Consider the following 14,683-nt stretch of genomic DNA (forward strand, 5'->3'; position numbering starts at 1 on the left):
GGGGCCCTGAAATCCAAACGTGAAATCGTGCAAGGGCCCGATTCTGGCATTGTGGCCCAGCCATGGCAACGCTGATGGCCGGATGGGCTGGTTTTACCAGTGAGGCTGGTGGGGGATTGGCGGGAGGCAGATAGCCAAAACGCGCCGACGGGCGCGTTTTGGGGGAAGAAGGCTATTAGTGCAGTGTGGTCCACGCGTGGTCGAAGACCCTGGCCCGCTCCCAGGGCGCATCCGGCAGGCTGGAGGATAGGCCGGTGTACTTGCCCACGTCATCCATCACGATGGCGGAGAGGATGGGGAGGTTGTTCTCGGTGCAGTACATGCGAATGCGTTGCAGCAGGGTGCGCAGTTCATCCTGGCACTGCTCCAGTCCGGCCTGCTTGGCCAGTTTGGAGTAACGAATGGTGGTGCGTTCCTTTGCAGACTCGACGAGGATGTCCCACAGCTTGTAGTCGCAGGCCGAGGTGCCCGCGGTGGCTTGGTTTGTCATAACTCTCTCCGGTGCGAAATGGTCGCTCTGTGTCGACGGGCATCTTGGCCAGTTCACCCCGGATGGATGTTGATCCAACGCAAACAAAGTGGAGGTTGTCGGTCAGGGATACCCTGGGGCACATTCTAGCGCCTCCGGGTTGGCGTTAAATATCGTTGTTTTGTTTATTTATGGAATTTACATCCATTAATGTGCGGTTTGGTAACTTTTATGGTGGGCGGTCAAAGAAGACCGGAGCTATCCCCACGGGAGGGCCACGTTCGGCGACCCGCAGGCGGTGCGGGTCGGTATGAGCCAGCTCCACCTTGTCCGGGCGTGGTGACGGTGGCCCGCGTCCTGTCAGGGCTATTCCTGCGCCAGATAGGCCAGGTGATCCTGACGGGCGACCCGCCAGGGGCCGAGGTGCACGGGCGCCGCAAAGCCCGGGCCGTCGGTCACCATGGTGTGGTACTCCCCCTGCTCGCCGCAGGCATCGAATCCTTGGGCGTTGGCGAGCCGCTGCAACTCGGCCAGGGTGGCGGCATCGAGCCTGCGTCCGACCCAGTCGGGGGCCAGCACCCGGGTATCGACGCAGGAGAGGTGGGCGACGATGCCGCGTGCCAGCAGGTCCGCCAGCAGCGCCTCGCGGGTTTGCTGCCAGAGCGGGGTGTGGACTTTGATCCCAAGGGGGCGGCAGCGCTCGCGGATCCAGTTCGGCGCACCGCCCACGCTGTCGATATCGCCGGTGACCACCCCATCGAGGTGCCACTGCTCCTTGAGCCGTATCAGCGCCCGCTCATAACCCAGCTCGAACGGTGCCTCTATGGTGACAAGCTGGTGAGGCAGGCCGAGGGCCGCCGCCTGACGGCGCACCAGCGGCAGGGGATGGGCGAGGAAACGGGGTTCGGGTGGAGCAAAGGTGACCAGGGCCACCACCTGATGACCCGCTTCGCGGGCATGGCAGAGGGCCTGCATGGCATCCTTGCCGCCGCTCCAGAGCAGGATGACGCGAGACATGGGGAGATTCCGCAAAGAAAAAGAGGGCTCATGCTACCCAGAGTACGGGCGGTTGGCAAAGCGCGGGCCGGTGGCGGGGGATAAAAAAACGGCCCCCGTGCGGGAGCCGTTCGAACTGGGGGCCTGTCACAGCAGTATGCTGGTCAGGATGAAGCCCAGGGTACAGGAGGTCACTACCCCGATGAGGCCGGGCAGGATGAAGCTGTGGTTGATGATGAACTTGCCGATGCGGGTGGTGCCGGAGCGGTCGAAGCCGATGCAGGCGAGATCGCTCGGGTAGGTCGGCAGCACGAAGTAGCCGTAGCTCGCCGGCAGGAAGGCGATAAGCAGCTTGGGCTCCACCCCCAGCGCCAGCCCCATGGGGGCGATGGCGGTGAGCGCCGCCGCCTGGCTGTTCACCAGCTTGGAGATGAGGAAGAGCACCAGGGCGTAGGTCCAGGGCTGGGCCTGCACCACGTGGGAGAGGGACTCCTTGAGCAGCGGCATGTGGGCCTGGAAGAAGGTCTCGCTCATCCAGGCAACCCCGAACACGGAGAAGATGGCGACCATGCCCGCCTTGAAGACGGCGCCGTTGGCGATCTCCCCCGGCTTGACCTTGCAGCGCATCAGTATGATGGCACCGGCGATCAGCATCATCATCTGGATCACCAGGTTCATGGAGAGGGGGCCCGTCTTGTCCTTGATGGTGAAGACGGGGCGCAGCGCCTCGTCGGCACCCAGCAGCACCACGGCGGCGATGGCGGCAAAGAAGATCCAGGTGGACCAATAGGCCTCTTTCGGGAACTTGGTATTGAGCAGGGTCTCGCCGCCGCCGTAGATGAAGTCGCGCTGGGCGGGGTCCTTGAGTTTGGCCTGGAACTCCTCGTCCTTGTCCAGATCCTTGCCGCGGCGCAGGCTCCAGAGGGCCGCCACCATGACACCGGTGAGGGAAGAGGGGATGGCGATCATCAGGATGTCGAGCAGGCCATAGGCCTGACCCACGCCGTGGGCCGCCGCCAGGATGGAGACCATGGAGACCACGGCCACCGAGACCGGCGAGGCGCAGATGGCCATCTGGGAGGCGACGGATGCCACCGCCATGGGGCGTTCCGGGCGGATGTTCTTCTGCAGCGCGATGTCGGCGATGATGGGGAACATGGTGTAGACCACGTGGCCGGTGCCGCACAGGAAGGTGAGGGTCCAGGTGGTGAGCGGCGCCAGCAGGGTGATGTACTGGGGGTGGCGGCGCAGCAGGCGTTCGGCCACCTGCATCATCAGGTTGAGGCCGCCGGCAGTCTGCAGGGTGGCGGCGCAGCCGATCACCGCGAGTATGGTCAGCATCACCTGCACCGGCGGCTCGCCCGGCACCAGGCCGAAGACGAAGGTCAGCAGGAAGAGGCCGATGCCGCTGATGAGACCAAGCCCCATGCCCCCAAAGCGGGTACCCAGCAGCAAGCAGCCGAGTACCACCAAAAATTCCATCAAGATCATTCCATTACCTCGTGTGTTTTATCCATGTCCCCATCGGCCAGCTGCCCGGGATCCGCTGTCATTAATTACCCCTGAAGGGTTATGGATATTCTGTCACCCCTAAAGGGGTAAAAATTTGCGTTGCTTCAACAACCTGCTTTTTTCCGATTTAAGTGCATAAAAACTACGGCCAACCCGCTTTACCAAAGTCAAAACCGGGCCTGGGTCGTGGGAAGGAGGGAGACAAGGGGGAAACGACAGGCATAAAAAAGCCGACCCAGAGGTCGGCTCTTGCACTGTGCGAGCAGGCGGTCGCCTTAGAACTCGGCGGTGCGGGGGGTACGGGGGAAGGGGATGACGTCGCGCACGTTGCCCATGCCGGTCACGTAGACCACCAGACGCTCGAAGCCCAGGCCGAAGCCGGAGTGCGGCACTGTGCCGTAGCGGCGCAGGTCGCGGTACCACCAGTAGTCTTCCTTGTTCAGGCCCATCTCGGCCAGACGGGCATCCAGCACCTCGAGACGCTCCTCGCGCTGGGAGCCGCCGATGATCTCGCCGATCCCCGGGGCCAGCACGTCCATGGCGGCGACGGTCTTGCCGTCGTCGTTGAGGCGCATGTAGAAGGCCTTGATGTCCTTCGGGTAGTTCTTCACCACCACGGGGGACTTGAAGTGCTCCTCGGCCAGGTAGCGCTCGTGCTCGGAGGAGAGGTCGATACCCCAGGAGACCGGGAACTCGAAGCTCTTGCCGCAGTTCTTCAGCACTTCGATGGCGTCGGTGTAGTCAATCTGGGCGAAGTCGGAGGCGACGAAGCGCTCCAGACGGCCGATGGCGTCCTTGTCCACGTGCTGGGCGAAGAATTCCAGATCGTCGCGGCGCTCCGCCAGCACGGCGTTGAAGACGTACTTCAGCATGGCTTCGGCCAGGGCGGCGTTGTCTTCCAGGTTGGCGAAGGCCACTTCCGGTTCCACCATCCAGAACTCGGCCAGGTGGCGGCTGGTGTTGGAGTTTTCGGCGCGGAAGGTGGGCCCGAAGGTGTAGACCTTGGACAGGGCGCAGGCATAGGTCTCGACGTTGAGCTGGCCGGAGACGGTCAGGAAGGTCTCCTTGCCGAAGAAGTCCTTGTCGTAGTCCACCTTGCCTTCGGGGGTGCGCGGCAGGTTTTCCAGATCCAGGGTGGAGACGCGGAACATCTCGCCGGCCCCTTCGGTGTCGGAGGCGGTGATGAGGGGCGCGGCGATCCAGAGGTAGCCCTGTTCGTGGAAGAAGCGGTGAATGGCCTGGGAGAGGCAGTTGCGCACCCGGGTCACGGCGCCGACGATGTTGGTACGGGCACGCAGGTGGCCCTGCTCGCGCAGGTATTCGATGCTGTGGCGCTTGGCGGACATGGGGTAGGTGTCCGGATCCTCGACCCAGCCCACCACCTTGACCTCGGTGGCCTGCAGCTCGAACGCCTGGCCGCTGCCCTGGGATTCGACCACCAGACCGGTCACTTCCACCGAGCAGGCTGTGGTCAGACGCAGCACTTCATTCTCGTAATTGGCCAGGGAATTGGGGACGACTGCCTGCACCGGATGGAAGCAGGAGCCATCGGAGATGGCCAAGAATGAGATCCCCGCCTTGGAATCGCGGCGGGTCCGGATCCACCCTTTCACTGTCTGGGTGGTGCCGACCGAATACTTACCGGCCAGCACATCTACTACGGATGCGTGCGTCATCGAAATATTGTCTCCAGCTTGTTCTTGCAGCGCTATTTGCAACACTAGGGGTCTGGCCCGGGCACAGTTGGCCCACCATGGCAGACTAAGCCGTTCATCTTACCCGCGCGGGTTTGATAAACAAGCAAAAATGTCGGACCCTTGCGGGGATTTCCCCATGCATCCTGCATGGATCCTGACGGTTGGACGGGGGTGAGGGTGAAGGAGCGCAGGCGGGGGCCGGATGGCCGGGTACGGCTACTGAGGGGGCTGGTGATCCTCTGCTGGGGCGGTTTCATCGCCCTGCTCTCCCTCTATCACTTCGCCAGGCCGCAGACCGTCTATGGTTTTCTGGTCTATGGCGGGGTCAGGGTGCGCCAAAGCTGGGATCCCGCCCTCACTCCCTGGCTGGAGCGCGGGCTCTGGGCCTGCTGCCTGATGACCCTGGTGGTCCTGGTGCTGGAGCGCGGCCGCAGCCGCCGGCAGGAGGATGCCCTGCACGCCAACCTCTTTATCCTGCTGCTGATCCTGGTGGCCAGCCTGCTGTTCTACTACCTGGGGTGATAGTCTGACGGCTCGTTCTGCGCCGGGGCGCTGGAGCGCAGGCGCAGCCTACTGCAAGAGGATGCGCTGCACATCAATCTCTTGATCCTGCTGCTGATCCTGGCCGCCAGCCTGCTGTTCTACTACCTGGGGTGATAGTCTGACGGCTCGTCCTGCGGCGGGGCGACCGAGCGCTTGCCGAGCTGGCGCTCCACGCTGTCGAGCATCTGGTTGTAGGCGAGTGCCACCCGGCCAATCTCGTCCCCTTCATCCCCCTCCAGCCGATGGCCGAAGTCGTTGCGATCGGTAGCCTCCTCCATGGAGCGGGTCAGCTGGTTGAGGGGGCGAACTATCCAGGTGCGGATGACCCAGAGGGTGAGCAGCAGCCCCAGCCCGAAGATGAGGGTGAGGCTGAGCGCCGAGGTGAGGATGTTCTGCTCGACCCGGGTGAACAGGGAGTCGAGGGAGTAGTCAAAGCGCACCGCCCCCAGCACGGTATTCTCCGGCACCTGGTGGCAACTGGTGCAGTCGGTGCCGCGAAAATCCTTCTGCGCCAGCAACGGGCGGGTCACCACCAGCCGGCTGTGCATGCCGTCATGCTCCACCTCCAGGCAGCCCTTGCCCGCCAGGGCCAGGGCGTCAAATCTGTCTTTCGGGGCCTCCACGTCACGGCCCGGCCCGAACTGTTTGTTGACCGCCGCCCCGCGCACGATGCGGGCATCCTCCACGTGGGCGTGATCGAGAAACTTGGCGTGCAGGGTGTCGCGGGCGTCCATCTTGCCGGTCAGCATCAGCATGTTGAGACCGTCGAAGTAGGCCTCGGTCTGCTCGCGGCTCTGCTCCTTGATGAGGGTCAGGATGAGATCCCGCTCGCGCACCGCCTGATAGGCTGCGGAAAACACCAATACCATGGAGAAGATGAAGAGTAGGAAGAAATTGATCTTGGCAGCAATGGAGAGGCGCATGGGACTGGTACATCTGTTGGGTAAAACCCGCGCAGTCTACTCTCCTCGCCGGACGGGTTTTGATGACTTGCTCACATTCTGATGAAAAAGAGCCAAAAGGCCCCGTCGCCATGACGGGGCCATTGTGACGGGGTCTTGTGCCTAGCCTCTTCTGGCTCAGAACTCCCCGGCGGTGATGGCCTCGCGGATGGCGCAGGTCAATACCCGCAGCTCCTCGGTGGTGATGACGAAGGGAGGCATCAGGTAGACGAGCTTGCCGAAGGGGCGGATCCAGGCCCCAAGCGACACGAACTTGCGCTGGATGCGCGCCACATCCACCCGCTCCTTCATCTCCACCACCCCGATGGCGCCGAGCACCCGGACATCGGCCACCGCCGGGTGCAGGGTCAGCTCCACCAGCTCGGTGCGCAGCTGATGCTCGATGGCTTGCACCCGCGCCTGCCACGGGGAGGCGAGCAGCAGCTCGATGGAGGCGTTGGCGACGGCGCACGCCAGTGGATTGCCCATAAAGGTGGGGCCGTGCATAAAGACCCCCGCTTTCCCATCGCAAATCGTGCGGGCGACATGCTCTGTGGTCAGGGTCGCCGACAGGGTGAGATAGCCCCCGGTGAGCGCCTTGCCCAGACACATGATGTCGGGGCTGATCCCCGCCCAGTCGCAGGCGAAGAGCTGGCCGGTGCGGCCAAAGCCGGTGGCTATCTCGTCGGCAATCAGCAGCAGGCCGAACTCGTCGCACAGGGCGCGCACCCACTGCAGGTAGCGGGGGTGATAGAAGCGCATGCCACCCGCCCCCTGGACTATGGGTTCGAGCACGATGGCGGCGATTTCCTCGTGATGATCCGCCACCAGGGTGGCGAGCTCCACCACGCACTGCTCGTCCCACTCGGCGTGGAAGCGGCAGCCGGGGGCTTCCACGAAATGGTGCTCGGGCAGGAAGCCCTTGTAGAGCTCGTGCATGCCGCCGTCGGGATCGCAGACGCTCATGGCGCCGAAGGTGTCACCGTGATAGCCGCCCCGCAGGGAGACGAATTTGGCGCGGGGCGTCCCCTTGGCGTGCCAGTACTGCTGGGCCATCTTGAGGGCCACCTCCACCGCCACCGAGCCGGAGTCCGCCAGAAAGACCCGATCCAGCCCCTTTGGCGTTATCTCAACCAGCTTGCGGCAGAGCTCGACCGCCGGGGCATGGGTCAGGCCGCCAAACATCACGTGAGACATCTTGCCGAGCTGGGCGGTGGCGGCCGCGTCGAGCTCAGGCACCTGGTAGCCGTGCACGCAGGCCCACCAGGAGCTCATGCCATCCACCAGCTCGCGCCCGTCCGTCAGGGTGAGGGTCACCCCCTTGGCGCTGGCCACTTCGTAGCAGGGCAGGGGATGGGTGAGGGAGGTATAGGGATGCCAGACGTGGTGCAGGTCGAATTCTTGATTGGTCATTTTATGTTCTGTTGTCAATTAATTTGATCTGGTCGGTGTTGACAGTCTACGCGCGCTCTCTACACTAGCCAACAATTTCAGCCACTTGGCTTCGCGCACGCCCTTGCGGTGCATAGTCCAGCTGGCGGGTTCTGCGGCCATCTCTCCATGAGCGCGGCGCAGGATCCCACCTATAACAACCGGAAGCCATGTATGAATGCTCTCACCGCGGGCGCCCACGCCCTTCGTCACGACTGGACCCTGACCGAGGTTCAGGCTCTCTTTGCCCTGCCATTCAACGATCTGCTGTTCCAGGCCCAGACGGTGCACCGCGCCCATTTTGACCCGAACGAGGTGCAGGTGAGCACCCTGCTCTCCATCAAGACCGGCGCCTGCCCGGAGGATTGCAAATACTGCCCCCAGAGCGCCCGCTATCACACCGGGCTCGAGACCGAGCGGCTGATGGAGGTGGAAAAGGTGCTGGAGCGGGCCCGGGAAGCCAAGGCCAACGGCTCGTCCCGTTTCTGCATGGGGGCCGCCTGGCGCAACCCCAAGGAGAAGGACATGCCCTACATCATCCGGATGATTGAAGAGGTGCGCGGGCTCGGCATGGAGACCTGCATGACGCTAGGGATGCTGACTGCCGATCAGGCGGCGCGTCTCGGGGCCGCGGGGCTGGATTACTACAACCACAACCTCGACACCTCGCCGGAGTTTTACGGCGACATCATCACCACCCGCACCTATCAGGACCGGCTCGATACCCTGGAGCACGTGCGCGGCGCCGGGATGAAGGTCTGCTCCGGCGGCATCGTCGGCATGGGCGAGCAGGCCAAGGATCGGGCGGGCCTTCTGATGGCGCTCGCCAACCTGCCGCGCCACCCGGAGAGCGTGCCCATCAACATGCTGGTCAAGGTGAAGGGAACGCCCCTGGAGAACCAGGAGAACCTGGACCCGTTCGAATTTATCCGCACCATCGCCGTGGCACGCATCATGATGCCCGCCTCCCACGTGCGCCTCTCCGCCGGGCGGGAGAAGATGAACGAGCAGATGCAGGCCATGTGCTTTATGGCGGGGGCAAATTCGATATTTTATGGCTGCAAGCTGCTGACCACTCCCAATCCGGACGAGAACAGCGACATGCAGCTCTTCAAGCGCCTCGGCATCCGCCCCGCCCAGCGGGCCCAGAAGCCGGATCAGGTTCAAGAGGAGGAGCTGCTGGCCGAGGTGAGTCGCCAGAGCGAGCCCAGCGAGCTCTTCTACGACGCTACTCGTCCCCGCACAGAAGCCGTCCGTACATGATGACGCCCGTTGTCACCGGCCCCTTTGCCCTGGGGCAGGCCCTGGCCGAGCGTGAGCAGGCCGCCCTGCTGCGCCGCCGCACCCCGGTGGAGGCCGCGAGCGGCGGGCGGATCCGGGTCGGGGGGCGGGACTACCTCAACGTCTCTGGCAACGACTACCTGGGGCTCGCGGGCCATACCGCCATCAAGGCCGCCTTCGCGGCGGGCGTGGCGCAATATGGCGCGGGCGCCGGCGCCTCGCCCCTGGTGACCGGCTACAGCCGCGCTCACCAGCAACTGGAGGAGACGCTGGCCGACTGGCTCGGGGTGGAGGCGGTGCTGCTGTTCAACTGCGGCTTCTCCGCCAACCAGGCGGTGCTCAAGGCCCTGCTCGGCAAGGAGCATCTGCTGTGGCAGGACAGGCTCAACCATGCCTCCCTGCAGGAGATGGGCAGCCAGCTCCCCTGCAGGATGAAGCGCTTCGGTCATAACGACATGGCGGCTTTGGAACGGCTGCTTGAGTCAAACCGGGGCCTGATCGTCTCGGAAGGGGTCTTCAGCATGGACGGGGATCAGGGCCCCTGGGTTGAACTTGCAACATTGGCTGCCCAGAGCGGCAACTGGCTGATGATCGACGATGCCCACGGTATTGGGGTGCTGGGGGCCGAGGGGCGCGGCACCCTGGCGGCCCAGGGGGTTCATCCTGCCAGCGTGCACATCCAGATGGGGACCTTTGGCAAGGCGCTCGGGGTGGCCGGTGCCTTCGTGGGCGGCAGCCGCGAGCTGGTGGAGTATCTGGTCAACTTCGCCCGCCACTACGTCTACAGCACCCATATGCCCCCCGCCCAGGCGTGCGCCGTGCGCCAGAGCATCGAGCTGGTGCGCGCCGCCGACGAGGCCCGTGCCCACCTTGCTCGCCTTGTCGCCCGCTTTCGGCAGGGGGCGCGGTCCCTGGGTTGGCAGCTGGGGGCAAGCGACACCCCCATCCAGCCGCTGCTGGTGGGGGAGAGCGGCGCTGCCCTGCAACTGGCCGAGCGGCTGCGGGAGCGCGGCGTCTGGGCCGGGGCCATCCGCCCGCCGACGGTGCCGGTCGGCACGGCGCGCCTTCGCATCACCCTGTGTGCTGCCCACTGCGAGGACGACGTGGATCGCCTGCTCGAGGCCCTGGGTCCTCGCCCATCCACTGACGAGAGAGGGGGCGACCATGCTCCATGAGCGTTTCCAGTGGGTGGACAAGGCGCAGCTCGCCCGCCGCTTCGGGGCGGCGGCCCGTCACTACGACGCCCACGCCCGCTTCCAGCAGGAGGTGGGGCAGGCGCTGCTGGTGCGCATGGACGAGGGGGGCGTGAAAGAGGTGCGCTCAGGGAGCGGGCTGGATCTCGGCTGCGGCACCGGCTTCTTTCTGCCTGCTCTGACGCCGCGCTGCGAGACGCTGACCGGGCTGGATCTCGCCCCCGGCATGCTGGCCCAGGCCGCCCTTCGCGGCAGTGGCGCCCGCCTGGTGTGCGGCGATGCGGAGGCGCTCCCCTTCGCCGACCAGAGTCTGGACTGGGTCTTCTCCAGCCTGGCGCTGCAGTGGTGCGAGCGTCCGGCCCAGGCCTTTGCCGAGCTGCACCGGGTGCTCAAACCCGGTGGTCAGGTCTTCTTCTCGACCCTGCTTTCGGGGTCCCTGTGGCAACTGCGGGAGGCCTGGCGCGCCGTCGATGGCCGCGCCCACGTCAATCGCTTCCTGACGCTGCCCCAGTTGCAGCAGGCGGCACGTGACGGGGGCTTCGAGGCCCCGGCGCTCTGCCCCCTTACCTGGTCCCTCGCCTACCCGGCGCTCAGCGGACTGCTGCGCGATCTCAAGGGGATAGGCGCGAGTCAGGTCAACGACGAGCGGCCCGCGGGCCTGGGTCATCGCCAGCGTCTGGTGCGCCTGGGGGAGGCCTACGAGCGTTATCGCCAGCCCGACGGCCTGCTGGCCGCCAGCTACGAGGTTTGCCTCGGGCGCCTGATCCGGGCATAAGCCGTTCGCCAACCAAGCGTCATCACCGGGTCCGCAGCTCAACGCGGCCCGATCTTGTCACCGAACATCGTCAATGCGCGCAGGCAGGCATGTCGCCCGCCATCGCGCCGAGGAGTCATCATGACCAGATCCTATTTCATCACGGGCACGGACACCGATGTGGGCAAGACCCTGGTGGCCCGCACCCTGCTGCACGCCTTCGCCGCCCAGAGGATAGTCTGCGCCGGTTACAAGCCGGTGTCGGCTGGCTGCACCCGCACCCCGGAGGGGCTTCGCAATCGGGATGCCCTGCTGTTGCAGCAGGCGGCCACGGTTGCGCTGCCCTACGAGAAGGTCAATCCCTATGCCTTCGAGCCCCCCATAGCCCCCCATATCGCCGCCCGGGAGGCGGGGGAAAGCATCCCCTTCGCCGGCCTGTCGGCGGGGCTGCGGGAGATAGAGGCGAGCGGGGCCGATCTCGTGATCGTCGAGGGGGCGGGGGGCTGGTTGCTGCCGCTGGATCACCAGCATCTGCTCTCGGACTGGGTCGCCCTTGAGCGGTTGCCGGTGATCCTGGTGGTGGGGGCGAGGCTGGGGTGCCTCAACCATGCCCTGCTCACCGTCTCCGCCATTCGCCAGCAGGGGCTGACCCTGGCGGGCTGGGTGTCCAACCGGGTGGATCCGCACATGAATCGTTATCCGGAGAACCTGGCGACCTTGAAAGCCTTGCTGCCGGCCCCATTTTTGGGTGAGATACCCTTCGTGGAGGCACCGCACGAGACGGACTTGCGCGACTGCCTCGACATCTCGCCCCTGCTCTGAGGCCAGACATTCAGCAATCATTCATCGTGTCTGTCTATTATCTGGGGCAAGTGTGGCATCGGTCGCCCCTGGGGTGACCCGAGCCATGCATCCATATCTCACAAGGAGTCAATATGAAGCGAATTATGCTATTCCTGGTGACCAACCTGGCCGTCATGCTGGTGCTGGGGGTGGTGCTCAATATCCTGTTCTCGGTTCTGGGGATCAACAAGTCCAGCATTTCCGGGCTGTTGGTGTTCTGCGCCGTGTTCGGTTTTGGGGGTTCCTTTATCTCCTTGCTGATGTCCAAGTGGATGGCCAAGCGCAGCTATGGCGTCCAGGTCATCGAGCAGCCCCGCAACGAGACCGAGCACTGGCTGGTGAGCACGGTCGCCCGTCAGGCCCGTGAGGCTGGCATCAAGATGCCGGAAGTGGGGATCTACGACTCCCCCGAGATGAACGCCTTTGCCACCGGTGCCCGCCGCGATGACTCCCTCGTGGCCGTGTCGTCCGGCCTGCTCTACAGCATGAGCCGCGACGAGGCGGAAGCCGTGCTGGCCCACGAGGTGAGCCACGTGGCCAACGGTGACATGGTGACCCTGACCCTGATCCAGGGGGTGGTGAACACCTTCGTGATGTTCTTCGCCCGCATCGTGGCCGGCGTCATCAGCAACGTCTTCAGCTCCAACAACGACGAGGAGAGCAGCAGCTCCGGCGGCTTCGCCTACATGATCACCGTGTTCGTGCTGGAGATGATCTTCGGCGTGCTGGCCTCCATGATCGTCATGTGGTTCAGCCGTCAGCGCGAGTTCCGCGCCGACGCCGGTGCCGCCAAGCTGGCCGGCCGTGACAAGATGATCGCCGCCCTGCAGCGTCTCGCCCGCGGTGCCGAGCCGCAGCTGGAAGGTTCCATGATGGCCTTCGGCATCAACGGCAAGCGCTCCATGAGCGAGCTGTTCATGAGCCACCCGCCCATCGAGCAGCGCATCGCCGCCCTGCGTGGCTGATTGCCAGACACCACAAGAAAACGGCTGCCCAGGGGCAGCCGTTTTGCTTTTCGGGGCGGGGCGTTTTGCCCCCCGATCACCCTATTCGACCACGAGATCCGTCAGGGGCACGGCGCAGCAGGCGAGGAACTTGCCCTGGGCCCGCTCGGCGGCTGTGATGGCCGGTGCATCCGGGTGATCCACCTCTCCCGACAACAGCGTCTGCTTGCAACTGCCGCAGATGCCGGCGCGGCAGCTCCAGGGCAGCTCCACCCCCTGCTTGTTGGCCTGATCCAGCACTGTACCCTGGTTGTTGCCGGCAAACTCCCGCTCCCCGATACGCAGCCGCACCGCCTGGTGGGGGCGTGCCACCGAGAGGATGGCGCCGCCAAAGCTCTCCTGGCGGATGCGATCGGCGGGCACGCCGAGGGCGGTCAGCCGGTTGGCCGCGTCGGCCATAAAGCCCTGGGGACCGCAGACGAACACCTCTCGTCCGGCCAGCCCCTTGACCTGGCCGAGGTGGCTGTCATCCAGCCGTCCCTTGAGCCCCTGCCAGTGCGCCTCGGGCTGGCTCAGGATCAGGGTGAGGGTCATCCCCTGCCGCGCCAGTGCGTGCAGCTCGGCGGCGGCGGGGATGTCCGCCTCGCCGCGGCACAGGTGCATGAAGTGAACGTCATCCAGCTCCCCGCGCAGGGCCAGGGTGCGGGCAATGGAGAGCATGGGGGTGACGCCGGATCCCGCCGAGAGCAGCAGCAGGGCGCGCTCGGCCCCCAGGTGAAACTCGCCGGCAGGGGCGGCCGCCAGCAGGCGGTCACCCACCTGCAACTGCCGGTGCAGCCAGGGGGAGAGGCGGCCATCGGCCAGCTTCTTGACGCTGATGCCGTAACGCTCGGGCCGCTCCGGGGTGGAGCTCAGGGTATAGCGGCGCTGGACCCGCTCCATCTTGATTCCCTGGCCGATGTCGAGGCTGATGGGCAGGTGCTGGCCCGGCAGGTAGTCGGGCAGGGGCTCGCCGTCGGCAGCCTCGAACCAGAAGGTCTCCAGATCCCGCGCCAGGGGCTCCCGGGCCACGCACACCAGCTCGCGTTTTTTGGGGGCGGCGTTGGGGTAGACAGGCGGGCGCACCCGCTCCAGCACCTCGATCTCGCTGCCCGCCTCGATCCACCCTTCGTTCAGGGCCACCAGATTCTGGCCGAAGTAGACCTCCCCATCCTCGCCACGGCGATAGCGGCTGAGGGTGGCGAGCGGCTCTTTCAGGGCGTTGAAGCGATCCGTGCCCGGTTCCACCGTGGTCATGATGCAGCGGCTGCACGGTTTGGCGACCCGAAACTCCACCTCGCCGATGCGGATCCGCTTCCAGCCGTCCTCCTCGAAGGGGCGGGTGCCGCTCGCCACCAGGTTGGTGCGAAACTGGCTCATCTGGTGCAAGGCGTCGGATCTCAGGTTGAGATCCTCAAGCGAACCCTGGCTGATGAGCAGCAGGGGATAGCCGTCGGCAAAGCTCACCCGGGTGCCGGTCTTCTCCCGGAAACGCGTGGACTCCTCGCCGAGCCAGAGCAGCGCAACCGGTTCGCCAGCCACCCGGCTTAGCCAGCTGTCGGCGATCGGCGTGGTATGCAGGGCGGTGAAATGGTCGCTCCAGACTCCGGTGGCCCGAGGGGTGCGGGAAAAATCCCGTTCTTGCAGGATGAGGGGCTCAAGGCCCGGATAGTGCAGTTGCAGGCCGCCGTCCATGGGGGTCGCCACCACCTGTTGCAGCTGCGGATGGGTGCGGGCTGTGATGAAGCTGCCGTCCGGCTTGACCACCATGTAGCGGCGATCCCCGGCGAGACCCTCTTCGGTGACCTGGGCGCGACTCAGCGGCATGCCGGCCGTCGACTTGATGGGGTAGAGATGTATGCTGGCGAGGGTCGGCATGTCTTGGTCCTTGTGCTGTGGCGAATCCGGTGAAGAGGGGAAGATAACGATTCCTGCCCCGAGCGGCAATCCTCTCTTCCCCCCCATGATGGGGGACGGCGCATGGCCTCTGCCGCCCCGCCCTGTGATCGGGATCCGGTTGTGGGGACCGGGCACCATAAA

Annotated in this window: 13 protein-coding genes; 6 read left to right on the forward strand and 7 right to left on the reverse strand. The window is 65.2% G+C overall.

The genetic code is table 11. The features are described from left to right. Positions 1–175: 175 nt before the first annotated feature. The 4 genes from AB5Y72_RS00450 to asnS all read right to left on the reverse strand — a co-directional run bounded on the left by AB5Y72_RS00450 (position 176) and on the right by asnS (position 4,653). A complete protein-coding gene (locus tag AB5Y72_RS00450) occupies positions 176–490 on the reverse strand; it encodes a hypothetical protein (protein ID WP_325782507.1) in 315 nt (104 codons plus the stop codon). Between the two features lie 345 nt (positions 491–835). Beyond that, the gene (locus AB5Y72_RS00455; RefSeq protein WP_325782506.1) at positions 836–1,486 is read right to left on the reverse strand and encodes a hypothetical protein; all 651 of its coding nucleotides are present in this window, start codon (positions 1,484–1,486) and stop codon (positions 836–838) included. Positions 1,487–1,612: 126 nt separating this feature from the next. Beyond that, positions 1,613–2,956 (reverse strand): anaerobic C4-dicarboxylate transporter, encoded by a 1,344-nt coding sequence (locus tag AB5Y72_RS00460; protein ID WP_143237313.1) that lies wholly within the window; start codon positions 2,954–2,956, stop codon positions 1,613–1,615. 296 nt (positions 2,957–3,252) lie between these two features. Continuing rightward, positions 3,253–4,653 (reverse strand): asparagine--tRNA ligase, encoded by a 1,401-nt coding sequence (gene asnS / locus AB5Y72_RS00465; RefSeq protein ID WP_042077266.1) that lies wholly within the window; start codon positions 4,651–4,653, stop codon positions 3,253–3,255. Positions 4,654–4,893: 240 nt separating this feature from the next. Between asnS and AB5Y72_RS00470 the strand changes: the two genes are divergently transcribed. Further along, positions 4,894–5,196 (forward strand): hypothetical protein, encoded by a 303-nt coding sequence (locus AB5Y72_RS00470; protein WP_325782560.1) that lies wholly within the window; start codon positions 4,894–4,896, stop codon positions 5,194–5,196. A 122-nt stretch (positions 5,197–5,318) separates the two neighbouring features. On the opposite strand, the gene AB5Y72_RS00475 is transcribed toward AB5Y72_RS00470, so the two are convergent. Continuing rightward, positions 5,319–6,140 carry a HAMP domain-containing protein gene (locus tag AB5Y72_RS00475; protein WP_368198413.1) on the reverse strand — a complete coding sequence of 274 codons (822 nt, stop codon included), beginning with the start codon at positions 6,138–6,140 and terminating at the stop codon, positions 5,319–5,321. 156 nt (positions 6,141–6,296) lie between these two features. Continuing rightward, positions 6,297–7,571, reverse strand: a complete 1,275-nt coding sequence (gene bioA / locus AB5Y72_RS00480; RefSeq protein ID WP_368198415.1) for an adenosylmethionine--8-amino-7-oxononanoate transaminase — start codon at positions 7,569–7,571, stop codon at positions 6,297–6,299. A gap of 192 nt (positions 7,572–7,763) precedes the next feature. On the opposite strand from bioA, the gene bioB reads away from it, so the two are divergent. The 5 genes from bioB (at position 7,764) to htpX (ending at position 12,625) form a co-directional block, all read left to right on the forward strand. Continuing rightward, positions 7,764–8,852 (forward strand): biotin synthase BioB, encoded by a 1,089-nt coding sequence (gene bioB / locus AB5Y72_RS00485; RefSeq protein ID WP_325782502.1) that lies wholly within the window; start codon positions 7,764–7,766, stop codon positions 8,850–8,852. After that, positions 8,849–10,045, forward strand: coding sequence for an 8-amino-7-oxononanoate synthase (gene bioF, locus AB5Y72_RS00490; protein ID WP_325782501.1), 1,197 nt, complete (start codon positions 8,849–8,851; stop codon positions 10,043–10,045). The genes bioB and bioF overlap by 4 nt, the downstream gene beginning before the upstream one ends. After that, complete coding sequence (bioC, locus tag AB5Y72_RS00495; protein ID WP_325782500.1) at positions 10,035–10,838, forward strand: malonyl-ACP O-methyltransferase BioC; 804 nt, start codon at positions 10,035–10,037, stop codon at positions 10,836–10,838. Before bioF ends, bioC begins: the two co-directional genes overlap by 11 nt. Positions 10,839–10,958: 120 nt before the next feature. Then, the gene (gene bioD / locus AB5Y72_RS00500; protein ID WP_325782499.1) at positions 10,959–11,639 is read left to right on the forward strand and encodes a dethiobiotin synthase; all 681 of its coding nucleotides are present in this window, start codon (positions 10,959–10,961) and stop codon (positions 11,637–11,639) included. A 113-nt stretch (positions 11,640–11,752) separates the two neighbouring features. Then, complete coding sequence (htpX, locus tag AB5Y72_RS00505; protein ID WP_025326323.1) at positions 11,753–12,625, forward strand: protease HtpX; 873 nt, start codon at positions 11,753–11,755, stop codon at positions 12,623–12,625. A gap of 81 nt (positions 12,626–12,706) precedes the next feature. Here the strand turns inward: htpX and AB5Y72_RS00510 are convergent, their stop codons facing one another. Further along, positions 12,707–14,521: an MOSC N-terminal beta barrel domain-containing protein gene (locus tag AB5Y72_RS00510; RefSeq protein WP_325782498.1), complete on the reverse strand. Its 1,815-nt coding sequence runs from the start codon at positions 14,519–14,521 to the stop codon at positions 12,707–12,709. Positions 14,522–14,683 lie beyond the last annotated feature (162 nt).

Origin of the sequence: Aeromonas sp. R7-4 (assembly GCF_040908055.1) — a bacterium.
In the GTDB taxonomy this organism is placed as follows: Bacteria; Pseudomonadota; Gammaproteobacteria; order Enterobacterales; family Aeromonadaceae; genus Aeromonas; species Aeromonas sanarellii.